The sequence below is a fragment of the Actinoplanes sp. NBRC 101535 genome (assembly GCF_030269225.1).
Lineage (GTDB): Bacteria > Actinomycetota > Actinomycetes > Mycobacteriales > Micromonosporaceae > Actinoplanes > Actinoplanes rectilineatus.
Genome location: NZ_BSSY01000010.1, coordinates 336,555 through 356,943 on the forward strand (window position 1 = coordinate 336,555; position 20,389 = coordinate 356,943).

The following is a 20,389-nucleotide window of genomic DNA, read 5'->3' on the forward strand; positions in this document are numbered from 1 at the left end:
GGGAGAGTCGGGAAGGGGCTGAGTCGGTGGTGACGTCCGAGCCGGGAATGGCGGGCCTGCGGCGGGGCCGGTTGAAGAGCCGCCGAGCGCGCTTGCTGCTGGCCCTGACCGGCGGCATCACCGCGTTGCTCTGCCTGGGCGGAGCAGGAGCCATCTTCCTGATCTACGACCAGTCCACCGAGATCAAGCGAACCGCCCCCGACGCCGTAGTAGATAACTTCCTACGCGCATATCTCGTCAACCGTGACGAGGCTCAGGTTGCTCTTTACGCATGCGAATCCGGTGGAGATCTTTCTCAGATTTCTGAATATAAGAATGATATTATCAGCCGGGAATCTCAATACTCCATAAGTATTCAGGTTGCCTGGGAGGATCTCAAGGTTTCAACCAATGGGAATATCGGTACGGTAGATGTTGACTTAACAAAATCTATTTCAGACGGCAGTGAGCAAATTTCTGACTCGTGGTCGTTTGGGGTCGTTGATGACGATGGTTGGAGAGTCTGCTCTTCTGAAAGGCTATAGGGCTATTCGGCCCATAGGGTGTTGGCGGGGATTTCTAGGGTTCGGGGGGTTTTGCCTGCCCAGGCCCAGCGGTACCACTCCAGCTCGGTCGTGACGCGTACGCAGATGCTGCCGTCATCGCTGGTATGAAGTTCAGTTACCGCCCGTAGGTCGCGGCGCTCATCTGTGCCGCTGGTCATTTCGACTACGCGACGACCGGTCAAGGATTTAGCGTCCAGGGCCGCTATCGGATTGCGCCGTGGCGGCTCGTCCAGGGAGACGAGAAGTGACGCCTCGTCGCCCATTCCGGAAGGCCCCAGGGAAACGCCGTAGTCCTCGACCCAGACCCTCTCCAGCGGAACCAAGGGGGCGAACACCTCGGTCTGCTCGGCTTCCGCGCGATACCATTCCGCCTCCGGAATGACCGGCACATAGGTGCGGCTGCCCTGGACTACCTTCTCGTCAGCGCGCAGATCGGCTCGCCAACCGTGACCGGGCAGACCGATGAGAACCCGCCGACCTCGCATCGACCCGCTCATCGAGGCGGGCACCGGCACGATGGGACGCGGCGACTCCGTAGCCCACGCCTCGTGCCCCGCGAACGGGTCCGGCACCGATCCGCGCATCATCCTTCGTTCCCCAACGCCGCGCCCTGCTCGCGCATGAACTGCACCGGGTTGATCGCGCCCGTGCTGGACCGGTCGTTGTTCAGGTGGACCTCGAAATGCAGGTGCGGGCCGGACGAGTTGCCACTCGTCCCGACCCGGCCGATGATCTCGCCGGCGGCGACCTGCTGGTTCTCGCGGACGAAAGGCCGTTGCACCATGTGACAGTAACGGGTCATCACATTGCCGGCGTGCAGGATCTCCACCATCCACCCGCAGCCGCCCTTACCAGGGTATCCGTCCGAGTTGCAGGTCTTCCGGCCGCGGAAGTCCTCGTCGCATTTGACCACCGAGACGACACCGCTGGCCACCGCGGCGATCGGTGTGTACCTGCCGACGCTCAGGTCGACACCCTGGTGGTTGGGGCGTTCCGGGCTGCGGAACGCGGAGCCGACGGGCGCCTTCAGCGGGATCGTCCACCCGGACGCGGCGACCTGACTGCCGGCCGCGCAGACCATGGCTACCGAATCACCTGCCGCGTTCGCCGCGCCGTCCGCCAGCGTGTTGACGATCTGGGTGGCGATCGGCTCATGCTTGGCGTACGCGTCCGGGTAGGCGCTGATCTGCACGGCCTGCGCCGCCCGGGTCAGCGACATCGTCTGCCAGCCGTCGACGGTCTTCAGTTTCTTGTAGAACTTCGTGCTCGCGTACACCGGATCCTGGACCTGGTCCGGGGTGCCCCATCCGGAACTCGGACGCTGTTGGAAAAGGCCGAGCGAGTCGTGGTCGTTCTTCGCACCGAGATGCCCGAGGTTGGACAGCCGGGACTCCTGCATGGCGGTCGCCACCGCGATCACCCACGCCCGGGGCGGCATCTGCAGTTCCGCGCCGACGTTGATGATGACCGCGGCGTTGCGCATCTGCGCCGCGCCGTAGGAACTCAACTCGGGCAGCTTCGCATCGGGGTCGACCGGACCGTTCTCCCCGCAGCCCGTCGCGGAGGTCAGCATCGCGGGGTTCTCGTCGGAGATGCTGCCGAGGACGATGAGGGTGACACTGCCCCCGCAGCAGAGCAGGGCCAGGGTCACCACCAGCGAGACCAGCAGAACGATCTTGCGCGGCCGGGGGACTCTCACGCCGTTTCCCAGTCGATGCCATCGACCAGCCAGAGCCCGTCGGGCGCGACCAGCCGCAGGGTGAGCTTGCCGGAGTTCATCGTGACGACAGCGTTGACCATCGAATTGTTGACCGCCGCGAGGCTCGGACGGCCGATCACCCGTTCGGCCGGCACACCCGCCGGATCGACGCCGCTCAACTGCCCGGCCAGGTTCTTCGTGGCATTGGGCAGTAGCCGGTCCAGCCACTTCTCGGCACTGACGTCCTGGTGGTTCACCCAGGCCGACGCGAACGCGTACGCGACCTGCTCCGGCTGTGCCCCACCCGGGCTGGTCTTCGGGGTCGGCGGGGTCACGCTGGAGACGACACTGTCGTCCTCGGCCGGGTCGGCGCTGATCGCCGGCGCGGGACTACCCGCGCCTAGCGACGGGCTGGTGCTCCCGTCCGAGAACAGCCGTCCGATGCCGACCACCAGGAAGACCAGGACGATCAGCACGAGACCGATGCCCCACCGGGACCGGAACAGTCCGGTCAGGCCGCGTTCGAGGAGTTTTGGCACGTCCCTCACCTGGCCTCGGAGCGCACCCGGGGGCTAGCCGGCTCCTGTGTCGTGGAACCCGTCTCGGGCCGGTAGATCGCATATGACGTCGGGCGTTCACCGGCGTCCGGTTCGGACCATTCAGACCGGCCTCTTGTACGAGTCGGAGCCGCCTGCTCCTTGCGGGCCGGGGCGTCGTCCCGCACCGATTCGTTGCCGTCCGGACGGCTCGACGCCGTGGGGGCGGCGACGGTCTCGATCTCACGGCGGGACGAGTGGGCCGGGTCCTCGAGCCGGGCCTCGGGCCGGAGCGAACGCTGCTCGACGTAAACGGTCCGCCCGTCCTTGCCGAAGGTCGGCTCCCGCGTGCCGCCGCCCTCGGCGACTTCGAGCTTGGCCGCTTCCCGCATGTCCCGGAAGAACCGGCGATGCCAGGACCCGCCGGAAGCGATCGCCGCCGCACCGTCCTTGCCGCCGAGCTGCGTGATCCGCCGGTAGGGCCGGAGGAGCAGCCACCCGACCACGCCGGTGAGCCACACCAGCACCACCTGCAACCAGCCCGCCAGGCTGGCCGTATTCATGATCAGATCAACGGCGAACAGGTAGATCGCGGCGCCGGTGCCAAAGATCGCAATATTGAACACCGCGGCCACCACCGCGTTCCCCAGCCGCCGAATCCCAGCACTGGCCGGCCGAAGCAACCCAATCGTGCCAAGAATAGGCGCAGCGATAACGGCCCATCGAAAAATCAAGAAACCAAGCAGAACAAGGATCGAAGCAGTCAGATCAAACATGGCAAAGAGGGCTGCGGCGAGGACTGCGATAAAACCAGCCCCGATGCGTTCCATTCCATTAACGCCCTGAAGATACTCGTAGGCTTCAGGGTCTTCGCTCTTGATCTGTTCAGCGACCTTTCGCCATTGATCGCCTTTGGCCTGCAATGTCGCATAGCGAGTGTCGGGATTTTCTCGGATTCTCTGTGCTTCAGCCCAGGTTAGTGACCGTGCGTCATAGAGGGCGCGACCGTACTTTTGAGCCGTTTCGCTATCGGCTGATCCAAGAATTCCGCGCAGCCAATTCCTGTAGAGCATGGTTTCGGCGGCAGTGTCGCTCGCGCGGACGGCGGGCGGCCGGTTATCCTTGCAAGCATCGGGATTGCCCAGTTTGCAGCCCGCGCTGGCATCGCCATCGGCAGGCCTTGGTCCCACGGCGTCATGAACAACATTTAACGTTGTTATGAGACTCTGGTCGGCAATGCTTGCGGATTTTACAGGCCAGGCTGCGATTGCAGTGACCGCCACCATGATTAGGATAGCCCAACCGACGGTGGTAGTGGCTGCTCCCATCTCTGCCTGACGTGAGCGCCAAATTAGATACAGGCCAATGATTGCTAAGGTGATAGTGCCGAATACTGTGAATACTTTTTCGTATACCGCTGTTGTGGCCTGCTGGACGAGGGGGTCAGACCAGCCCCAAAGTTCCTGAGGGTCCCAGGCGCGTTCGCGAAGGGCGTTAGAAGCTCCGATGATCGCTGTTGCGATCATGAATTCGCCGTTGGCTATGGTCGTCTCGACCTTATGGTCCGTATCGACGATAGTTGCCGCACAGGCGCTGTCTAGGTCGTAAGTTGTATAGCTGTATCCGGCGTAGCCGTATCTGCTATAGATGCCTTGAGGGCCAGGCTTAGTGGAGGAAGACGGCCGTTCCGCGAACCATCCCGCTAGTCCTGAATCCGGAGTACTAGGCGCCGGGAGATCGAGGCATTGGGCCCGTGTGCTGCTGACCGCTGCTAGGCGTTTTACGCAGCCTGGGATGTCCTGGGACCACTCCTCGGTGCTGCATAGGCCGCCGGGGGCGCGCGCCGGCGCCGCGAACGCGCCCTGCGGTGCCGCCACCGCCCAGACGATCGACCCCACGACCACCACGAACATCGTCGTGATCAGTGCCAGCCCCCGCCTCACCATCTCAAACCTCCAGGTCGGACGGGAGCGGTACGACCGCCGGCGGCGGCACCCCCGGTGTCGTGTCCAGATGTTCAAGGAGCCCGTCGACGTACGACACGTCGACTCTTACCTTCTGGACCCGCCCGTCCACGTCCCGCATCACGAATTCCCGGAAGCCCAGACGGTTCTGGGACGAGGTGTCGACCTGGGAGAGGGACGCCAGGGTCGCCTCGTACCCGTCGTGCACCGGGACTCGCAGGAGCCGGAGTGCCTCGGAGGCGATCTCCTGGTCTTCGGCGATACGGCCGACGAAGACGGTGGAGACGAGGTTCTGCACGTCGAGGCCGAGGATGTCGCGCGGGTTCTGCGAGGCGACCAGCGCCGCGAGGTTCCACTTCCGGGAGTCGCGGGCGAGGCGTACCAGGAATGAACGCCCGGAACGCCAGCCCTCCATGAAGTGGGCCTCGTCGAGGCCGACCATTTTGCGGGACGACATGGAGCCGCCGTAGCAGCGGCGGACGGCGAGCCGGTGTGCGGTGTGCAGCATCGGCAGCGCCAGTGATTCTTCGGCCGACCAGTATTCCCGCTCGATTTTGAGGTCGGGGAGGCGCAGGCCGGCCATGGTGATGACGGTGAGCGCCGAGTCGGCGCCGAGCAGGTGGGGCGGCGGGTGCCCGAAGAACAGCAGTGCGAGCGGCATCTCGGCGGTGTCGAGGAGCAGGTTGGCGAGTTCTTTGCCCTCGTCGTTGTCGAGGTTCTGGAGGGTACGCACGACGTCGTCCAGCGTGGACGTCTCCTCCGCCGGGACCTGTCGGACCGCGTGCCGGAGCAGGGTGGCCGTGGAGGCCTCCTTGGCGACCTGCGGCGGCACCAGCATCGAGCAGATGTCCTGGACGAGCATGCGGCGTTCGGCCCGCGCGTTGGAGACTGCGATCTCGTATTCCCGGTCGCCGGCGGGGCCGGTCGTGAACTCGGACCGGACCGGGGTGGGGATCAGCGCGTACGGCGCCAGCGTCCCCTGTTCGGAGCCGGTCAGGTTCAGTACCCGCGAGTACGGCCGGAGTTCCGGCATCTGGCACAGCCGGGCGAGGGGCCCGGACGGGTCGAGCAGGGTCACCTGGACGCCGCGGCGGGCGTTGAGGTAGCCGAGTGCACCCATCAGGGTCGACTTGCCGCCTCCGGGTTCGGCGACGAACACGCCGAGTCCGGAGCGTTCCCGCACCTCCATCGGGAAGTGCAGGTCGAGGAAGACGGGGCGCCGGCAGGTGCCCGCGGTCCGCCCGATCAGGTCGCCGCGCCGGTCGCCGACCGTGGACGCCGCCTGGGGGACGGCCGCCGCGAGCAGCTTGACCGGCATCCGGCGTACGTATCCGGTGTTGGCGATCGGCTCGCCGGGGATGAATTCCCGGGCCAGTTGGTCCTGGTTCTTCGGGTGTTGCAGGGAGATGCGGAGTTCCCGGGAGTACAGCTGGATGAGCCGCCGGGCCCGTTCCAGGCATTCCTCGCGGGTGGCGCCGCCGACCGCGATCCGGTGCCAGCCGTGGGCGCGGGCCGAGTCGGTGGGCAGGCCGGTGGTCATCTCGTCGCCGATCACCAGGGCCCGCTTGGCGAGGCGCTCCAACTCGGGGGGCGCGTCGATGCCGTGTTCGGCGTAGTCGAGCTGCTGGGACCGGATCATGCGGAGCCGGTGTTCGAGGTTGTTGAAGGAACTGTTCGAGCCGAGGATGTCGATCCGGGACGAGAGTTCCATCGGCCAGGGCAGGCGCTCGTGGAAGTGCATCCACGGCTCGTGCTTCTCCGGGATCTCCAGCGGTTCCATCCGGCCGACGGACAGGACGGCGACGTGTCGTTCCTCGCCGGACATCCGGTTGACGAGTTTCACCGTCGAGCCGTACGGCGTGCGGTAGCGCTCCACCTGTTCGGTGAGGGCGAGCAGGTCACCGGTCTCCCAGTGCCCGTTGGAGACGGGGGAGAGCAGGCCGGGCGGGGCCATGCAGAGCGCCACCGAGCGGTAGAGCAGCCACTCGAGTTCCTGCGGGGTGACCCGGCGGCCCCGCATGCCGAACGCGTTGAGCACTTCGTCGAACTGTTCGACGGTACGCCCGAGCTTGCGCCGTTCGCCGTCGGACGTGCCCCGGCCGAAGACGCGCAGGATCCGTTCGGAGAAGGTGTCGCCGAGGGACCGCCGCGCGAACGTCACGCCGAGGTACGTCTGGCCTTCGGCGTGGTTCACCGACAGCAGGTGCCGTTGCGCCGCGACCAGGTGGTCGGACCAGGAGGTGCCGCCGTGCACGTCGGGCAGCGGTTTGGGCGTGAACGAGTCGACCGTGCGGGCCCATTCGTCGGCCGGGAACGGCCGGGTGGTGCGGCGCAGGTGCAGGCGGAAACCGGCGAGTCCGGCGTACTGCTCGGAGATCGCGCTGAGCAGCGCCTCGCGTTCGGCGTCGGGTCGGAACGCCCAGCGCACCTCGGGCAGGTGGTACCACGCGGTGACGGTGCTCTGGGTGAACGTCAGGTGCCCGGCGATCTCGCTGATCGCCAGTTCCATCGCCGGGTCGCGGTCGCTGAACTTGAGTTTCTGACGGCGTACCGAAACGGCTTTGGGCTCTTTGGCGTCTTTCGCCTTGACCGGTTTGGGGTCGGGGCGGCGGGGCGCGGGCGCCTTCTCGGTGCGCCGGGCAGGAGCCTTCTCCGGTACCGGGACGGGCAGCGAGGTGTCGGTCCGCTTCTGCCAGAGGGGCTCGTCGGGGACCGGGGGGAGCGGCGCCGCGGCCGGCGGCCACGAGTCGTACTCGGCCTCCTCGGCGGCGAGCACGCGCTCCTCGGTGGTCGGTTCCGGGAAGTAGTCGGCTTTGGGGCCGATCGGCGCGCGGGTGAACGGGGCCCCGTTCCATCCGGGGGAGGGCTCCGGAGCCGGCGCCACGGGGGCCGGTTCCGCAACGGGCGGAGCAGGTGGAGCAGGCGGAGCCGCGGGTGCGGGCTTGGTGTTCCGGTTACCGGGCGCGCCCCCGAAGAGATCGAGGAACGGGGAGTCGATGTCCAAGGTGGTGTCGGTCCCCGCCGCCGGTGTCGTCCGTACGTTCTGTGGGGACTGGAAGACGCCCACCCCACCGTGTGCCGGCGCGGTGACGTACTCCTCGACGGCGTCAAGCGAATCAGGCGAAGAGTAGGCGTTCGGGTGCACACCGTTACTCTGCCTGCTCTGGCGAGATGCGTCCGCGCGGGGATGCCCGTGCGGAGGGGTTCCGGTCATCCTTGGACCCCACCGAGACGCACGACAGCCCAACTGGTCATACCAACTCCTCCCGAACACGGATGCGAGTGGCGACAAGTCTTGGATCGCGTTGCTCCACGGCGGGCTCGCGGGTGCGGCGCCAGTCGGTGAGCGCGGTGCGGATGACGACACGGGCCGGCCGGTCCGGGTCGACGTGCCGGAACACGTACGACGTGGTGACCATGGCGAGGGCGATCTCCCACGCCGGGAACGGGTCGAACTCGAGCGTCAGCAGGTAGTGGCCGACCATGAAGAGCGGCACCAGCACGACGAACATCCCGTACTGCGCGTACGGCAGATGCACGGGCAGGGTGTATCCGGGCGGGCCCAGGTAGACCAGGCGGGCCCGGTAGATGTCGTCGTCGGTCCTGAGCCGCATCTCAGTTGAAGATCATTTTGATCAGGAACTCGCCGACGAAGAAGAGTGTCGCGGCACCGGCGATGAACGCCAGGCCCACGATGGCGATGGCGGAGCTGGTGACGACCTTGGAGATCTCGCCACGACTGGCCCGGCCGATGAAGATCACGCCGAGGACCGCGAGCAGGATCGGTGCGATGTTGCTCGCGAAGAAAGTGACGATGCCTTCGGTGTTGATGCCCTTGGGGTCTGCCGCCAGGATGGCGACCTGTCCGGCGAGCTCGGTGGCGATCATCGGTAAACCTCCCCGTGTCCGGTATGGGGGGTGCGGACACGCTGCAGTTGTGAAGCCCTCAGGCAACGCCCATATCGTGCTACCTCTGACTCACCGCGTCGAGTGAGCCCTTCGGGCACTGCCATGCTCGTCTGCTCTCTTCGGTTCCTTCATGATGCCCAGATCCGAAGAGTACGGCTCGTACTTGCGAGCAACAAGCGCCCGTTTCGTTACCCAAGGTGAAGGAGTGGATGAATACGAGTCACGTGGGATCGTACACCTGTTCGAATCACCGCTGACCCGTACCCTTCTCTGGTGCCGACCTCGCCAACAGACGCGCAGCTCACGGGTGCTGAGCTACTCCACCGGGATCACCCGGTCGTGATGGGTGTCCTCAACGTGACGCCGGACTCCTTCTCTGACGGGGGGAGATACACCGATCTCGAAGCCGCGGTTCACCACGGCGTCACTCTTTTTCGCGAAGGTGCGCACGTCATCGACGTGGGCGGCGAGTCGACCCGCCCCGGAGCGGACCGTGTGGACGCCCCCACGGAGATCGCCCGGGTGGTTCCGGTGATCGAGCGCTTGTTCGCCGAGGGCGTACCGGTGAGCATCGATACGTCCCGCGCCGCGGTCGCCGAGGCGGCCGTCGCGGCCGGCGCAGTGGCGATCAACGACGTCTCCGGCGGGCTCGCCGACCCGAGGATGGCGCAGGTGGCGGCGGCCGCCGGCTGCCCGTGGATCCTGATGCACTGGCGTGGACACTCCCGGGACATGCAGAAGCTCGCGGTCTACTCCGACGTGGTCGCCGAGGTGCGCGACGAGCTGCGGGCCCGGGCCGACGACGCGATGGCGGCCGGAGTGGACCCGAGCCGGATCGTGCTCGATCCGGGTCTCGGGTTCGCGAAGACCGCGGAACACAACTGGAACCTGAGTGCCAACCTCGGCGCACTCGTCGACCTCGGCTTCCCGGTGCTCTTCGCGGCCAGCCGCAAGACCTATCTGGGCCGGCTGCTCGCCGACGAGGACGGCACGCCCCGCGAGGTCGGCGGCCGCGAGGCGGCCACGCTCGCCACGTCGGTCCTGGCGGTCGCCTCCGGCGCGTGGGGGGTCCGGGTGCATGAGGTGCGCGCGACCGCCGACGCCATCGCCGTCTGGCGCGCCACCGGCTCACCGCGATTCCGGGGTACGCCGTGAGCAGTCCGCAGAAGCAGGTGAGCCGTCCCTCGAAGTGGGCGGCCCGCCCCTGGAAGCAGCAGCCCGGTCCCCGCATCGGCCGGGCCGGCACCACCGACGGAGGGGACCGATGACCGGACGGATCACGCTGACCGGCCTGCGCGCCCGCGGCAACCACGGCGTCTACGACTTCGAACGCGAGCAGGGCCAGGACTTCGTCGTCGACGTGAGTCTCGACCTGGACCTGTCCCGGGCGGCGGCCACCGACGACGTCACCGACACCGTCCACTACGGCGAGCTGGCCGGCCGTCTCGTCGAGGTGCTCACCGGCGAACCGGTCAACCTCCTCGAACGCCTCGCCGATCGGCTGCTCGACGTGTGCCTGGCCGACCCGCGGGTCGAGGCCGCCGAGGTGACCGTGCACAAACCGCAGGCGCCGATCCCGCACGAGTTCGCGGACGTCGCCGTCACGCTGCGCCGGAGCCGCTCGTGACCCGGGCGATCCTCTCCCTGGGCGGCAACCTCGGCGACCGGTACGCCCATCTGCGGGCCGCCGTCGACCGGCTCGGCGCGCACGTCGTCCTGGTGTCCGGCGTGTACGAGACGCCGCCGTGGGGGGACGCCGCTCAGCCCCCGTACCTCAATGCCGTGGTGCTCGTGGACGACGCGGGCGCGACCGCGCGCGACTGGCTGGACCGGGCACAGGCCTGCGAATCGGCCGAAGGCCGGGTCCGTGACCCGCAGCGCCGTTTCGGGCCGCGCACGCTCGACGTCGACGTGATCGCCGTCTGGGAGCCGGACGGCACGCCGGTGCTCGCCGACGACCCCGAGTTGACCCTCCCGCACCCGCGCGCGCACCTGCGCGCGTTCGTTCTGCGCCCGTGGATCGACATCCATCCGCACGGCGAGCTGCCCGGACACGGTTGGCTCACCGATCTGCTCAACGCGCCGGGGCTCGCCGACGACATCGCCGCGATGACGCCCCGCCCCGATCTGTCGCTAGAGTCGATGCGGTGAGCACCGATCCCACCGGACCCGGCCACCGCAACGACCCGTCGCTCCGTCCGACCAGTGTGTCCGCGCTGGTGGTGGCCGCGCTGGCGGCCGCGGCCGGCGGCTGGCTGCTGATCGGCTACTCCTTCTACCAGCTCACCCCGCTGCCGTGGACCGGCGCGGCGGTGCTCTTCGTGCTGGCACTCGTCGAGGCCTATCTGGCGCAGAACACCACTGCCCGGATCCAGCGCAAGCGGGGCGCCCCACCGGTGCAGCCGCTCGCGGTGGTCCGGTTCGTCGCCCTGGCCAAGGCGTCCGCGCTGGTCGGTGCGCTCTCCGCAGGGTTCGCCGCCGGCCTGCTCGCGTGGCTGCTGGTCGAGCCGACCACCGCGGCGCGCGACGACGTGCCGGCCGCGGCGGCCACCCTGATCGGGGCGATCGTCCTGATCGGTGCGGCACTGTGGCTGGAGCGGGCCTGCCGGGTGCCGGAACGCGACGACCGGGAGGACGACGACACCGGGCGGCGGAGCGGACGACTTTGACGGTCGTCGACAGACATCCGCCTCTGAACTGAGGCCGTGCTGTGTCCGTATGCTAGCGGGGGCGGCACTCAGCCGGAGTAGCGTGCGCCTCCGGACCGCCCGTTGGAGGCGTAAGGAGGCGCGACCATGGCGTACGACGAGGCGACCTACCGCCGGCCGGGTGGCGAGCCCGCCGACAACGATCCGGCCGCCTACCGCCGGCGGGTGCAGTTCGAGGACACCACCGGCAACACGCTCGACCAGTCGCCGCGGTCGCCGTCGTCCACCGGCGCGATCCCGCTGCCCGACACGGACGGCCGGGACCGCCTGGGCATCCATCTGGGCTGGGAGGTCATCCTCCTGGTCGTCACCGGGGTGCTCGGCTTCTTCCTGTTCCGCGAGGACGCGGCCGCCCTGCAACGTCCCGCGCTCGACACCCTGCTGGTCACCGGCGCCTCGATCGGTCTGCTCACCCTCGGTGCCGGTCTGAGCCTGCGGGCCGGCGTGCCCAACCTGGCGCTCGGCCCGGTCGCCCTGGCCGCCGCCTTCCAGTACGCGGAGAACGGTGACAAGGGCCTGGCCGAGTCGGTCGTCCCGGCCCTGATCCTGGGTGCCGCGGGCGCGTTGGCGGTGGCCCTGCTGGTCCTGGTCCTGCACGTGCCCGGCTGGGCGGCCACCCTGGTCGCCGGGCTCGCCGCGATCGTCTTCGTGCAGTTGCGTCCCGAGCCGGTCGTGGTGCAGGGCGACTGGGACCCGACGGGTCAGGCGTTCATCCTGTTCGGCGCGTTCGCCGGGCTGGCGCTGCTGGGCGGCATGCTCGGCGCGATCTCACCGATCCGCCGGTTCCTCGGCCGGATGCGCCCGGTCGGCGACCCGGCCCTGCGCCGTGGCGCCGCGGCCGCCCTGCCGGTGCTGCTGGCCCTGGTGCTGTCCACCCTGTTCGCGGTCGGCGCCGGTGTGCTGATCGCCGCGTCGGCGGACGGGCCGGTCGTCCCGGACACCGGCATGGAGTGGAGCGGCATCGCCCTGGGCCTGGCCATGCTGGCCGGCACGAGTGCGTACGGCCGCCGCGGCGGGATCTTCGGCACCCTGTTCGCGGTCACCGCGCTGACGCTGTTCCTGGACTTCGCCAACCGGACCGACCTCAACATCGCACTCTTCGCCATCGCGGCGTCGGTGCTGCTCGGCGGCCTGGTCGTGACCCGGATCGTGGAGTCGTACGCGAGTCCGGCCTCGTCCGTCGCCGGACCGGACTGGAACGCCGCGCCGTCCAGCGGCACCGTCTGGTCGCCCGACCTGCCGGAGACCTGGAACTCCCCGTCCGAGCCGGCCAAGCGGAGTGACCGTTGGGACGACGGCCCGTGGGGCGCCGGCCGCTGACCGTATGCTGTTGGTCATGACCAGGCCCAGCTTCGCCGAACTGGACGCTCTGCCCACCGAGGACCTCCGGGAACGTGCCTTCACCAGGGCGCGGGAACGCCGTGATGTCGGCTTCTTCTGGTCGGTGCTGCGTCACCTGCCCGACGCCGACGAGGCCGCTGCTCTGGACGGCGCTCCGAACTCGATCGGGCCGGCCATCGACGAGGCGGTCGCGCTCTGGCGTGAGCTCGAGGGCCGCGATCTCGGTGAGCAGGAGCCGCTGCTGCGGGCGGCGTTCATCGACTACCTCAGCAAGGACTGATTCTTGTCGTAGGGCAAGGAGTGACGCTCGTCGTTTGAGCCGGGCGCCCCGCAGGGAATAGCGGGGCGCATGGCTCTCGGTAACCGTTACAAGACCGCACCGGGTGCGGGCACGCTTGCCGCACTGATACTCGTCCTGGTCTTCGGCAGCCCCTGGTACTCCGACTGGGCGCAGAAGAACACCGACCCGGAGACGGCGGGCGGCTGGTGGCTGCAGCTGCTGGCCTGGCCGCACTGGAGTTTCGACACCGACGACGCGCTGCGGGACGTGATCGTCGGCGACCTCAAGGCGATCCTGGTCGTGGTGCTGACCGCTCTCTTCCTCGTTCTGCTGCCCGGTTCCCAGCTGGCCCGGGCGCGCGGCACGATCAGCCAGTTCTTCGCCGGCTGGGCCGCGTACATCTTCGCGGGCGGTCTCGCCGCCCTGCTCGCCACCCTCTTCTTCACCGACCCCTCGCTGCTCGGCGCCTTCCGGTCGGCCGGCTCCGGGGCGCAGTACGGCCTCTTCGTCGGATGGATCGTCGGTCTGGCCTCGTTGGGCGGCTGGCGCGGCACCCGGTGACGAGTGCACCACCCCCGTAGTGAGGCGTCCGTCGATCCCGGCGGGCGCTTTGCTGCCTTTTGCGTACGAGGTGTGGCGTGGTTCACGTTCCCGCGGCCGGGGTTCGGGGTGCCCTCGCGGTGCCGGAACCCCGGGGCACCGGCATCGACCAGGGTCGTCGCATGTTTTGCGGTCCCTGGCGCACAAAATCCGAAATAGTCGTCCGGAAGGGTGCTCCCGAACCGGAGGGTGCTGTGCCGGGCCTGTGTGAGCCTCATAAGTGGTCGCTACCACCTGCGGTGATTTCGGACCGCGTTCGCGAGGTTTCACTCCGTTCGGCAATGATCGACACCGACCCGGCGGGGCCGTCACCGGGTAGGCCGGGGATGTGTCGCCGCTCGCCCGTTTTGTTGTGGACCCACCCTCGGTAACATCTGCGCCCATGCCGGAACGGGACCCCCAAGCGGGACACAGCGCGAAGCTGCTCCGTGGCCTCGTCTGGGCGAGTGTGGTGCTCGCCCCGCTCGCGGCCGCCGTGGTGTTGATCGGTTCGACCCGCTTCGGCGTGGTGCTGATCGCCGCCAGCGTGGTGCTCCTCGGAGCTTCGGTGCTGATCCGCGCCGATCCGGTGCTGCAGCGGATGGACGTCGAGGACCAGTTCGCCGAGGAGGCGAAATCGCTGCGCGCCGAGATGCGCGCGGAGCTCGGCGCCGCGATCGCCGCCCTGCCGGTGCCCGAGGCGCCCCGTCCGCCGTTGACACCCCGCAAACCGGCCGGTGGCCCGGGTGGCCGGGCCCAGGTGGCGCCCCCGCCGCAGCAGGATCCCGGATTCGCCCCGCAGAACGACTTCGCCGCCCCGAACGAGTTCCCGCAGAACGAGTTCGGCGGGCAGACCGATTTCGTGCACCAGCCCGGATACGAGCCCGACTTCGACTCCGGTCCGGTGACGCCGGCCGTCTACGGCGGCGGCAACGGCCCGAACCCGGGTCCCCACGGTCCGGGACAGCAGGGCCAGCCGGCCCAGCAGGGTCCCGGCGGATTCGCCCCGGCGAACGGCCGTGCGGTCCCCGGCCGACCAGGACCGGGCGGTCAGGGGCAGGCGCCGGCCCAGCAGAGCGGTGGTCCGCAGGGCCCGCAGCAGAACGGCTACGGACCGGACGGCGGGTACCACGACGCCACCGTCGGCTACGAGGACGGCCAGAACTACGCCGGCCAGCAGCAGACCGGCTACCACGCCGAGCCCGGGTACGACGACCACAACGGTTACGACGCCCCGAACGGCTACGAGGCCCCGAACGGCTACGACGACCAGGGCGGCTACCCGGCCCCGAACACGTACGGGCCGGACGGTTACGACGCCGCCGGTCATCAGCAGGACGGGTACCAGCAGGACGGTTACGACCAGCAGGGCTACGCCGGCGGCGGTTACGAGAACCAGCCCGGCTACGGCGACCAGGGCTACGAGAACCAGAGCTACCCCGACCAGAGCGGCTACCCGGCCCAGCCCGGCTACGACGAGGAGTACCACCAGCCCGCCCCGCCGCAGCAGCGCCCATCCCAGCCGGGCCGGCCCACCGGCGGCCGCGCCTCGGTTCCGGTCGGCACCGCCCGCCCGGTCTCGCCGTCCGCGTCACCGCAGACCGGCGCCTCCGGCCCGGTGCCCCGCCCGCGTGCCGCGGCGGCCCCGTCCGGCCGCGCGACCGCCTCGGTGAACGGCCCGTCCGGTCCGGGCGGCCCCGGCGGCTCGACCGGTTCGGTGTCGGGGGCCCGCTCCGGCCCGGTCGGATCCGCCTCCGTGGGCGCCGCCCCGATGGGCCCGGGTCAGATGGGTCCGGGTCCGGCCGCTGCCCCGATGGGTGGCGCCGCACCGGTTCCGCCGATGCCGAACGGGGCGCCCCGGCCGCGTGCCGCCGCGGCCGTGCCACCACCCCCGGCACCGGGCGGCGGCGGCCGCGCCCAGGTCCGCCCCGGACCCACGTACGGCCGCCCGGACGTCCCCAACGGCGACTTCGGCGCGGCGGACGGGTACAACGGCGCCAACGACTACGGGACGCCGGCCGACAACGGTTACGGCACCAACACCGAGTACGGGACCGCCGCCGGCAACGAGTACGGCGGCAGCGGCTACGACCAGGGTTACGGCGGCTACGACAGCTACGAGGACTCGCAGGACCTGTCCGCCGACAGCCCGCAGTACAAGGCCCGCCGGCACCGCCCGTCGGCGAACGACACCAACGTCGGCTCGTTGGAGGACTTCGCCACGTACGGCGGTTACCAGGACGGGCGCCGGTGACGAAGACGAGTGCCGGACCCTACTTGTCGATGTCGCCGACGACGAAGAACATCGACCCGAGGATCGCGATCAGGTCGGGCACCAGACAGCCCGGGATCAGCGTCGCCAGCGCCTGCACGTTGGCGTACGACGCGGTCCGCAGCTTGAGCCGCCACGGCGTCTTCTCGCCGCGGGACACCAGGTAGTACCCGTTCACCCCGAGCGGGTTCTCGGTCCACGCGTACGTGTGCCCCTCGGGGGCCTTGACCACCTTGGGCAGTCGCACGTTGACCGGCCCACCGATCCGTTCCACCCGGTCGAGGCAGGCGTCCACCAGGTCCAGGGATACGTAGGTCTGCTCGAGCAGCACTGAGAACCGGGCGTGGCAGTCACCGGACTCCCGCGTCACCACGGGCAGGTCGAGCTGGTCGTAGAACAGGTACGGCTCGTCACGGCGTACATCGAAATCGAGGCCACTCGCCCGGGCGACCGGACCGGAGGCCCCGTAACCGGCGGCCTGTTCCGCCGTGAGCACGCCCACCCCGACCGTGCGGGCCATGAAGATGTCGTTGCGGTGGATGATCCGGTCGAGGTCGGGCATCCGCCGGCGGACCGCGGCCACCGCCTGCCGGGCCCGGGTGGTCCAGCCGGCCGGGATCTCCTCCTTCAGCCCGCCGACCCGGTTGAACATGTAGTGGATCCGGCCGCCGGAGACCTCCTCCATCACCGCCTGCAGGGTCTCCCGCTCGCGGAAGGCGTAGAACATCGGCGTGATCGCGCCGATCTCCAGCGGGTAGGAGCCGAGGAACATCAGGTGGTTGAGCACCCGGTTCAGCTCGGCCAGCGCCATCCGCAGCCAGGTGGCGCGTTCCGGCACCTCGATGCCCATCAGGCGTTCGACGGCGAGGACCACGCCCAGCTCGTTGGAGAACGCGGACAGCCAGTCGTGCCGGTTGGCCAGCATGATGATCTGCCGGTAGTCGCGGACCTCGAAGAGTTTCTCCGCGCCGCGGTGCATGTATCCGACGATCGGTTCGCAGGTGACCACCCGCTCGCCGTCCAGGGTGAGTTTGAGCCGGAGCACCCCGTGGGTGGACGGGTGTTGCGGCCCGATGTTGAGGACCATGTCGGCCGTGTCCAGCCCGGCCCCGGTGCCTACTGTCATCTCCCGCAGAGCGTCGGTCACGGCTGCATCGTCCCACGGGGCACGAGCGGGACGTCCACGCCGATGCCGTGCCAGAGCCACCAGTGGCCGCCCAGCCCGGCGGGGTCGGTCAGTTCCCCGGCCGCGCCGGCGGTGGCGAGCGCCCGCAGATAGCCGCCCGGGTCGGTCCGGGCCAGATCCAACGGTGGCCGGGCGCCGTCGACACCGAGCGCTCGCAGGGCCTCCCGCTGGCGGATCATCCGGTACGCCACGCCACTGGCGACCGCCACCGCGTCCATGGCGACGTGTGCCGTCACGTCGCAGGTCCCGTCCGGCACCGGTGGCACCTGCCGGCCGTCCCGGTATCCGGTGAGGCTGCCGAGGGCGGGCCGATCGCCGCGCCGGTGTCCGTAGTCGACGCAGAGGGCGGCGCCCCGGCGGACCGCGGCCACCGCGTCCGCCCAGGCGGTGTCCCGCGGCCAGCCGATCTCGATCCGTCCCGGGCCGGGCCACCAGCGCCGCAGCCAGAACTCGTCGGCCGGGTCGGCGGGCGGGCCCAGGGTCTCGGCGCCGGTGTGCCGGTCGACCAGGACCTTGCGCGCTCGTCCGTCCTGGTCGGTCTCGACCACGTCGAGCGGCACATTGTCCAGCCATTCGGTGGCGATCAGCAGTCCGGTGACGGTGTCCGGCACGTCGGCGCGCCAGTGGACGGCCGGGTCCAGTCCGTCCGGCCGGGGCGCGAGTTCCACCGCGACCGGTCGCAGCCGGCCGGTGAGGTCGGCGGGCAGCAGCCTCAGCAGGGCGGTGAGCAGTTCGCCGCGGCCGGCGCCCACGTCGACCAGATCGAAGGTCCGCGGCCGGCCCAGCGCCTCGTCCAGGCGCCGCACGAGGCCCGCGACGGCGGTGGCGAAGAGCGGGGAGGCGTTGACGCTCGTCCGGAAGTGATCAGCGGGGCCGCTGTGCCGGCGGACGAAGAAGCCGTCCGGGCCGTACAGGGCCGCCCTCGTCGCCGTCCGCCATCCGATCGCCGTCATGGCGTCAGGGTAGGCGGTGCGCTTGTTCACACGTGGTTGCTACGACCGTGTAAACCCGGCGCATACTGGCGCTCGACCGGTACCTGCCAACGAGGACTGGATCCACAGATGAACGCATTGACCGTCGGCGTCGTCGGCGCCGGTCGGGTCGGCGCCGTACTGGGCGCGGCCCTGACCGCGGCGGGCCACCACGTGGTCGCCGCCGCCGCGGTGTCCGCCGCCTCCCGCGACCGTGCCGCCCGCCTGCTGCCGGACGCCGCGATCCGGCCCGCCGACGAGGTGGCCCGGGCCGCCTCCGATCTCCTGCTGCTCGCGGTGCCGGACGACACCCTGGCGGCCGTGGTCGCCGGCCTGGCCCGGACCGGCGCGCTGCGCCCCGGGCAGGTGGTCGCACACACCTCCGGCGCGCACGGGCTGGCCGTCCTGGGCGACGTGCGCGGCGTGGCACTGCACCCCGCGATGACCTTCACCGGTACCGACGCCGACCTGGCCCGGCTGCCCGGCATCGCCTGGGGTGTCACCGCCCGGGACCGGTCGTTCGCCACCCGGCTGGTCGCCGATCTGGGCGGGGTGCCCGAGTGGGTGGCCGAGGACGCCCGGCCGCTCTACCACGCGTCCCTCGCCCACGGCGCGAACCACCTGGTGACCCTGGTCAACGAGGCCGCCGACCTGCTGCGTGCGGCGGGCGTCGGCGAGCCCGGCCGGGTACTCACCCCGCTGCTCACCGCGGCCCTGGAGAACGCGCTGACCATGGGCGACGCGGCGCTGACCGGCCCGGTCTCGCGGGGCGACGCCGGCACGGTCGCGAAACATCTGGACCGGATGCCCTCCGAGGCCGCACCCGCCTATCTCGCGATGGCCCGCCGCACCGCGGACCGGGCCATCGCCTCCGGCCGTCTGCGCCCGCAGGATGCGACGGCCCTGCTCGACGTCCTCGCCCGTGCCTCTGTCGGGAGCCGTTCATGACCGCCCTCGTGCACACCCGTGACGAACTGTCCACGCTGCTCGGATCGCTCGACGGCGAGGTGGCCGTGGTGATGACCATGGGCGCGCTGCACGAGGGGCACCGCGAGCTGATGCGGGTGGCCCGGGCGCGCGCCGAGCACGTGCTCGTCACGATCTTCGTCAATCCGCTGCAGTTCGGCCCGAGCGAGGACTTCGAGAAGTACCCGCGGACCCTCGACGCCGACCTGGCGGCCTGCCGGGCGGAGGGTGTCCGCGCGGTCTTCGCGCCGTCCCGCGACGACGTCTACCCGGACGGGCCGCCGTCGATCACGATGAACCCGGGGCCGCTCGGCGACATCCTGGAGGGCGCGAGCCGTCCCGGGCACTTCTCCGGGATGCTGACCGTCGTTCAGAAGCTGCTGATGCTGACCGCCGCCGACGTCGCGTACTTCGGTGAGAAGGACTTCCAGCAGCTCGCCCTGGTCCGCCGGATGGCTCGCGACCTGGAGATGGGCGTCGAGATCGTGGGCGTGCCGACGGTCCGGGAACCGGACGGCCTGGCGCTGTCCAGCCGCAACCGTTACCTCTCGGCGGACCAGCGCCGCGCCGCGCTGGCGCTCTCCCGTGCGCTGCGTGCGGGCGCCGGACAGCGTGACCCCGACCGGGTCCGGGCCGTCGCCCACCGGATCCTGGCGGAGGAGCCGGGGGTACGCCTGGACTACCTGGAACTCACCGGGCCCGACCTCGGGGCCGTCCCCGCCGAGGGACCGGCCCGCCTGCTGGTGGCCGCCCGGGTGGGCGCCACCCGACTGATCGACAACGTGCCTCTCGAGATCGCCAAGGACGCCTGATGCTGCGGACCATGCTCACCTCCAAGATCCACCGCGCCACGGTGACGCAGGCCGACCTGCACTACGTGGGTTCGGTGACCGTCGACGTGGACCTGCTGGAGGCGGCCGATCTGCTGCCCGGCGAGCGGGTCGCGATCGTCGACGTGACCAACGGGGCCCGCCTGGAGACGTACGTGATCCCGGGCGAGCGGGGCAGTGGCGTGATCGGCATCAACGGTGCCGCCGCCCACCTGGTGCACCCCGGTGACCTGGTCATCCTGATCGCCTACGGGCAGATGGACGACGCCGAGGCTCGTACCTTCGCGCCGCGGGTCGTGCACGTCGACGCCGCTAACCGGATCATCGAGCTGGGTGCCGACCCGGCGGCCGCGGTGCCCGGCATGCCCGGCGACCTGACCCGTGGCGACCTGACCCTTCCGGTCGCCTGACTCCCCTCCCGCCGTGTTGAGTTGTGGTGTCGTGGGCGCCTGAAGTCACCACGCCCGTTCTGGTGTGTTGAGTTGTGGTGTCGTGGGCGCCTGAAGTCACCACGCCCGTTCTGGTGTGTTGAGTTGTGGTGTCGTGGGCGCCTGAAGTCACCACGCCCGTTCTGGTGTGTTGAGTTGTGGCGTCGTGGGCGCC

Annotated in this window: 21 protein-coding genes; 12 read left to right on the forward strand and 9 right to left on the reverse strand. The window is 69.8% G+C overall.

The window, feature by feature from the left end:
- Window positions 1–26 precede the first annotated feature (26 nt).
- Window positions 27–524: a hypothetical protein gene (locus tag QSK32_RS27710; RefSeq protein ID WP_285473563.1), complete on the forward strand. Its 498-nt coding sequence runs from the start codon at window positions 27–29 to the stop codon at window positions 522–524.
- Window positions 525–526: 2 nt separating this feature from the next.
- On the opposite strand, the gene QSK32_RS27715 is transcribed toward QSK32_RS27710, so the two are convergent.
- From QSK32_RS27715 to QSK32_RS27745, 7 genes are all read right to left on the reverse strand, one after another.
- Entirely contained in the window at window positions 527–1,129 is a 603-nt protein-coding gene (locus QSK32_RS27715) for a hypothetical protein (protein ID WP_285473575.1), read from the reverse strand.
- A complete protein-coding gene (locus tag QSK32_RS27720; protein ID WP_285473564.1) occupies window positions 1,129–2,244 on the reverse strand; it encodes a M23 family metallopeptidase in 1,116 nt (371 codons plus the stop codon). The genes QSK32_RS27715 and QSK32_RS27720 overlap by 1 nt, the downstream gene beginning before the upstream one ends.
- A complete protein-coding gene (locus QSK32_RS27725; RefSeq protein ID WP_045744121.1) occupies window positions 2,241–2,783 on the reverse strand; it encodes a hypothetical protein in 543 nt (180 codons plus the stop codon). Before QSK32_RS27725 ends, QSK32_RS27720 begins: the two co-directional genes overlap by 4 nt.
- Before the next feature lie 5 nt (window positions 2,784–2,788).
- The gene (locus tag QSK32_RS27730; protein WP_502872561.1) at window positions 2,789–4,726 is read right to left on the reverse strand and encodes an MFS transporter; all 1,938 of its coding nucleotides are present in this window, start codon (window positions 4,724–4,726) and stop codon (window positions 2,789–2,791) included.
- Window position 4,727: 1 nt separating this feature from the next.
- On the reverse strand, window positions 4,728–7,628 hold the full coding sequence (locus tag QSK32_RS27735; RefSeq protein ID WP_425394661.1) for an ATP-binding protein: 2,901 nt from the start codon (window positions 7,626–7,628) through the stop codon (window positions 4,728–4,730).
- 367 nt (window positions 7,629–7,995) lie between these two features.
- On the reverse strand, window positions 7,996–8,358 hold the full coding sequence (locus QSK32_RS27740) for a hypothetical protein (protein WP_045744077.1): 363 nt from the start codon (window positions 8,356–8,358) through the stop codon (window positions 7,996–7,998).
- Between the two features lies 1 nt (window position 8,359).
- Entirely contained in the window at window positions 8,360–8,632 is a 273-nt protein-coding gene (locus QSK32_RS27745; RefSeq protein WP_045744076.1) for a hypothetical protein, read from the reverse strand.
- A gap of 363 nt (window positions 8,633–8,995) precedes the next feature.
- On the opposite strand from QSK32_RS27745, the gene folP reads away from it, so the two are divergent.
- The 8 genes from folP to QSK32_RS27785 all read left to right on the forward strand — a co-directional run bounded on the left by folP (window position 8,996) and on the right by QSK32_RS27785 (window position 15,815).
- On the forward strand, window positions 8,996–9,808 hold the full coding sequence (gene folP, locus QSK32_RS27750) for a dihydropteroate synthase (protein ID WP_063775537.1): 813 nt from the start codon (window positions 8,996–8,998) through the stop codon (window positions 9,806–9,808).
- Between the two features lie 109 nt (window positions 9,809–9,917).
- Window positions 9,918–10,280, forward strand: a complete 363-nt coding sequence (gene folB / locus QSK32_RS27755) for a dihydroneopterin aldolase (protein ID WP_045744074.1) — start codon at window positions 9,918–9,920, stop codon at window positions 10,278–10,280.
- On the forward strand, window positions 10,277–10,804 hold the full coding sequence (gene folK, locus QSK32_RS27760; protein WP_045744073.1) for a 2-amino-4-hydroxy-6-hydroxymethyldihydropteridine diphosphokinase: 528 nt from the start codon (window positions 10,277–10,279) through the stop codon (window positions 10,802–10,804). The genes folB and folK overlap by 4 nt, the downstream gene beginning before the upstream one ends.
- Complete coding sequence (locus tag QSK32_RS27765) at window positions 10,801–11,322, forward strand: DUF3180 domain-containing protein (protein ID WP_045744072.1); 522 nt, start codon at window positions 10,801–10,803, stop codon at window positions 11,320–11,322. The genes folK and QSK32_RS27765 overlap by 4 nt, the downstream gene beginning before the upstream one ends.
- A gap of 126 nt (window positions 11,323–11,448) precedes the next feature.
- Window positions 11,449–12,681, forward strand: a complete 1,233-nt coding sequence (locus tag QSK32_RS27770; RefSeq protein ID WP_285473566.1) for an ABC transporter permease — start codon at window positions 11,449–11,451, stop codon at window positions 12,679–12,681.
- A gap of 4 nt (window positions 12,682–12,685) precedes the next feature.
- A complete protein-coding gene (locus QSK32_RS27775; RefSeq protein WP_045744071.1) occupies window positions 12,686–12,982 on the forward strand; it encodes a hypothetical protein in 297 nt (98 codons plus the stop codon).
- A 69-nt stretch (window positions 12,983–13,051) separates the two neighbouring features.
- Window positions 13,052–13,543, forward strand: a complete 492-nt coding sequence (locus QSK32_RS27780) for a hypothetical protein (RefSeq protein WP_045744070.1) — start codon at window positions 13,052–13,054, stop codon at window positions 13,541–13,543.
- A 421-nt stretch (window positions 13,544–13,964) separates the two neighbouring features.
- Window positions 13,965–15,815: a hypothetical protein gene (locus QSK32_RS27785; RefSeq protein ID WP_045744069.1), complete on the forward strand. Its 1,851-nt coding sequence runs from the start codon at window positions 13,965–13,967 to the stop codon at window positions 15,813–15,815.
- A 19-nt stretch (window positions 15,816–15,834) separates the two neighbouring features.
- Here QSK32_RS27785 and QSK32_RS27790 read toward each other — a convergent pair whose 3' ends face one another.
- Complete coding sequence (locus tag QSK32_RS27790) at window positions 15,835–16,959, reverse strand: NADH-quinone oxidoreductase subunit D (protein ID WP_045744119.1); 1,125 nt, start codon at window positions 16,957–16,959, stop codon at window positions 15,835–15,837.
- A 17-nt stretch (window positions 16,960–16,976) separates the two neighbouring features.
- Window positions 16,977–17,972: an SAM-dependent methyltransferase gene (locus QSK32_RS27795; protein WP_045744068.1), complete on the reverse strand. Its 996-nt coding sequence runs from the start codon at window positions 17,970–17,972 to the stop codon at window positions 16,977–16,979.
- Between the two features lie 108 nt (window positions 17,973–18,080).
- Here QSK32_RS27795 and QSK32_RS27800 point away from each other — a divergent pair, with 108 nt between their 5' ends.
- Genes QSK32_RS27800 through panD form a run of 3 tightly spaced genes read left to right on the forward strand, consistent with a single transcriptional unit; the run spans window position 18,081 to window position 20,196 of the window.
- On the forward strand, window positions 18,081–18,938 hold the full coding sequence (locus QSK32_RS27800; protein WP_045744067.1) for a Rossmann-like and DUF2520 domain-containing protein: 858 nt from the start codon (window positions 18,081–18,083) through the stop codon (window positions 18,936–18,938).
- Window positions 18,935–19,768: a pantoate--beta-alanine ligase gene (panC, locus tag QSK32_RS27805; RefSeq protein ID WP_045744066.1), complete on the forward strand. Its 834-nt coding sequence runs from the start codon at window positions 18,935–18,937 to the stop codon at window positions 19,766–19,768. Before QSK32_RS27800 ends, panC begins: the two co-directional genes overlap by 4 nt.
- Window positions 19,768–20,196 carry an aspartate 1-decarboxylase gene (panD, locus tag QSK32_RS27810; RefSeq protein ID WP_045744065.1) on the forward strand — a complete coding sequence of 143 codons (429 nt, stop codon included), beginning with the start codon at window positions 19,768–19,770 and terminating at the stop codon, window positions 20,194–20,196. Before panC ends, panD begins: the two co-directional genes overlap by 1 nt.
- Window positions 20,197–20,389 lie beyond the last annotated feature (193 nt).

Excerpts from the sequence above, each read along its gene's own strand:
- QSK32_RS27715 (WP_285473575.1), bottom strand. The coding sequence starts at position 1,129 with ATGCGCGGATCGGTGCCGGACCCGTTCGCGGGGCACGAGGCGTGGGCT.
- QSK32_RS27730 (WP_502872561.1), bottom strand. The coding sequence starts at position 4,726 with ATGGTGAGGCGGGGGCTGGCACTGATCACGACGATGTTCGTGGTGGTC.
- QSK32_RS27740 (WP_045744077.1), bottom strand. The coding sequence starts at position 8,358 with ATGCGGCTCAGGACCGACGACGACATCTACCGGGCCCGCCTGGTCTAC.
- QSK32_RS27745 (WP_045744076.1), bottom strand. The coding sequence starts at position 8,632 with ATGATCGCCACCGAGCTCGCCGGACAGGTCGCCATCCTGGCGGCAGAC.
- folP (WP_063775537.1), top strand. The coding sequence starts at position 8,996 with ATGGGTGTCCTCAACGTGACGCCGGACTCCTTCTCTGACGGGGGGAGA.
- folB (WP_045744074.1), top strand. The coding sequence starts at position 9,918 with ATGACCGGACGGATCACGCTGACCGGCCTGCGCGCCCGCGGCAACCAC.
- QSK32_RS27770 (WP_285473566.1), top strand. The coding sequence starts at position 11,449 with ATGGCGTACGACGAGGCGACCTACCGCCGGCCGGGTGGCGAGCCCGCC.
- QSK32_RS27775 (WP_045744071.1), top strand. The coding sequence starts at position 12,686 with ATGCTGTTGGTCATGACCAGGCCCAGCTTCGCCGAACTGGACGCTCTG.
- QSK32_RS27780 (WP_045744070.1), top strand. The coding sequence starts at position 13,052 with ATGGCTCTCGGTAACCGTTACAAGACCGCACCGGGTGCGGGCACGCTT.
- QSK32_RS27785 (WP_045744069.1), top strand. The coding sequence starts at position 13,965 with ATGCCGGAACGGGACCCCCAAGCGGGACACAGCGCGAAGCTGCTCCGT.
- QSK32_RS27790 (WP_045744119.1), bottom strand. The coding sequence starts at position 16,959 with ATGACAGTAGGCACCGGGGCCGGGCTGGACACGGCCGACATGGTCCTC.
- QSK32_RS27795 (WP_045744068.1), bottom strand. The coding sequence starts at position 17,972 with ATGACGGCGATCGGATGGCGGACGGCGACGAGGGCGGCCCTGTACGGC.
- QSK32_RS27800 (WP_045744067.1), top strand. The coding sequence starts at position 18,081 with ATGAACGCATTGACCGTCGGCGTCGTCGGCGCCGGTCGGGTCGGCGCC.
- panC (WP_045744066.1), top strand. The coding sequence starts at position 18,935 with ATGACCGCCCTCGTGCACACCCGTGACGAACTGTCCACGCTGCTCGGA.
- panD (WP_045744065.1), top strand. The coding sequence starts at position 19,768 with ATGCTGCGGACCATGCTCACCTCCAAGATCCACCGCGCCACGGTGACG.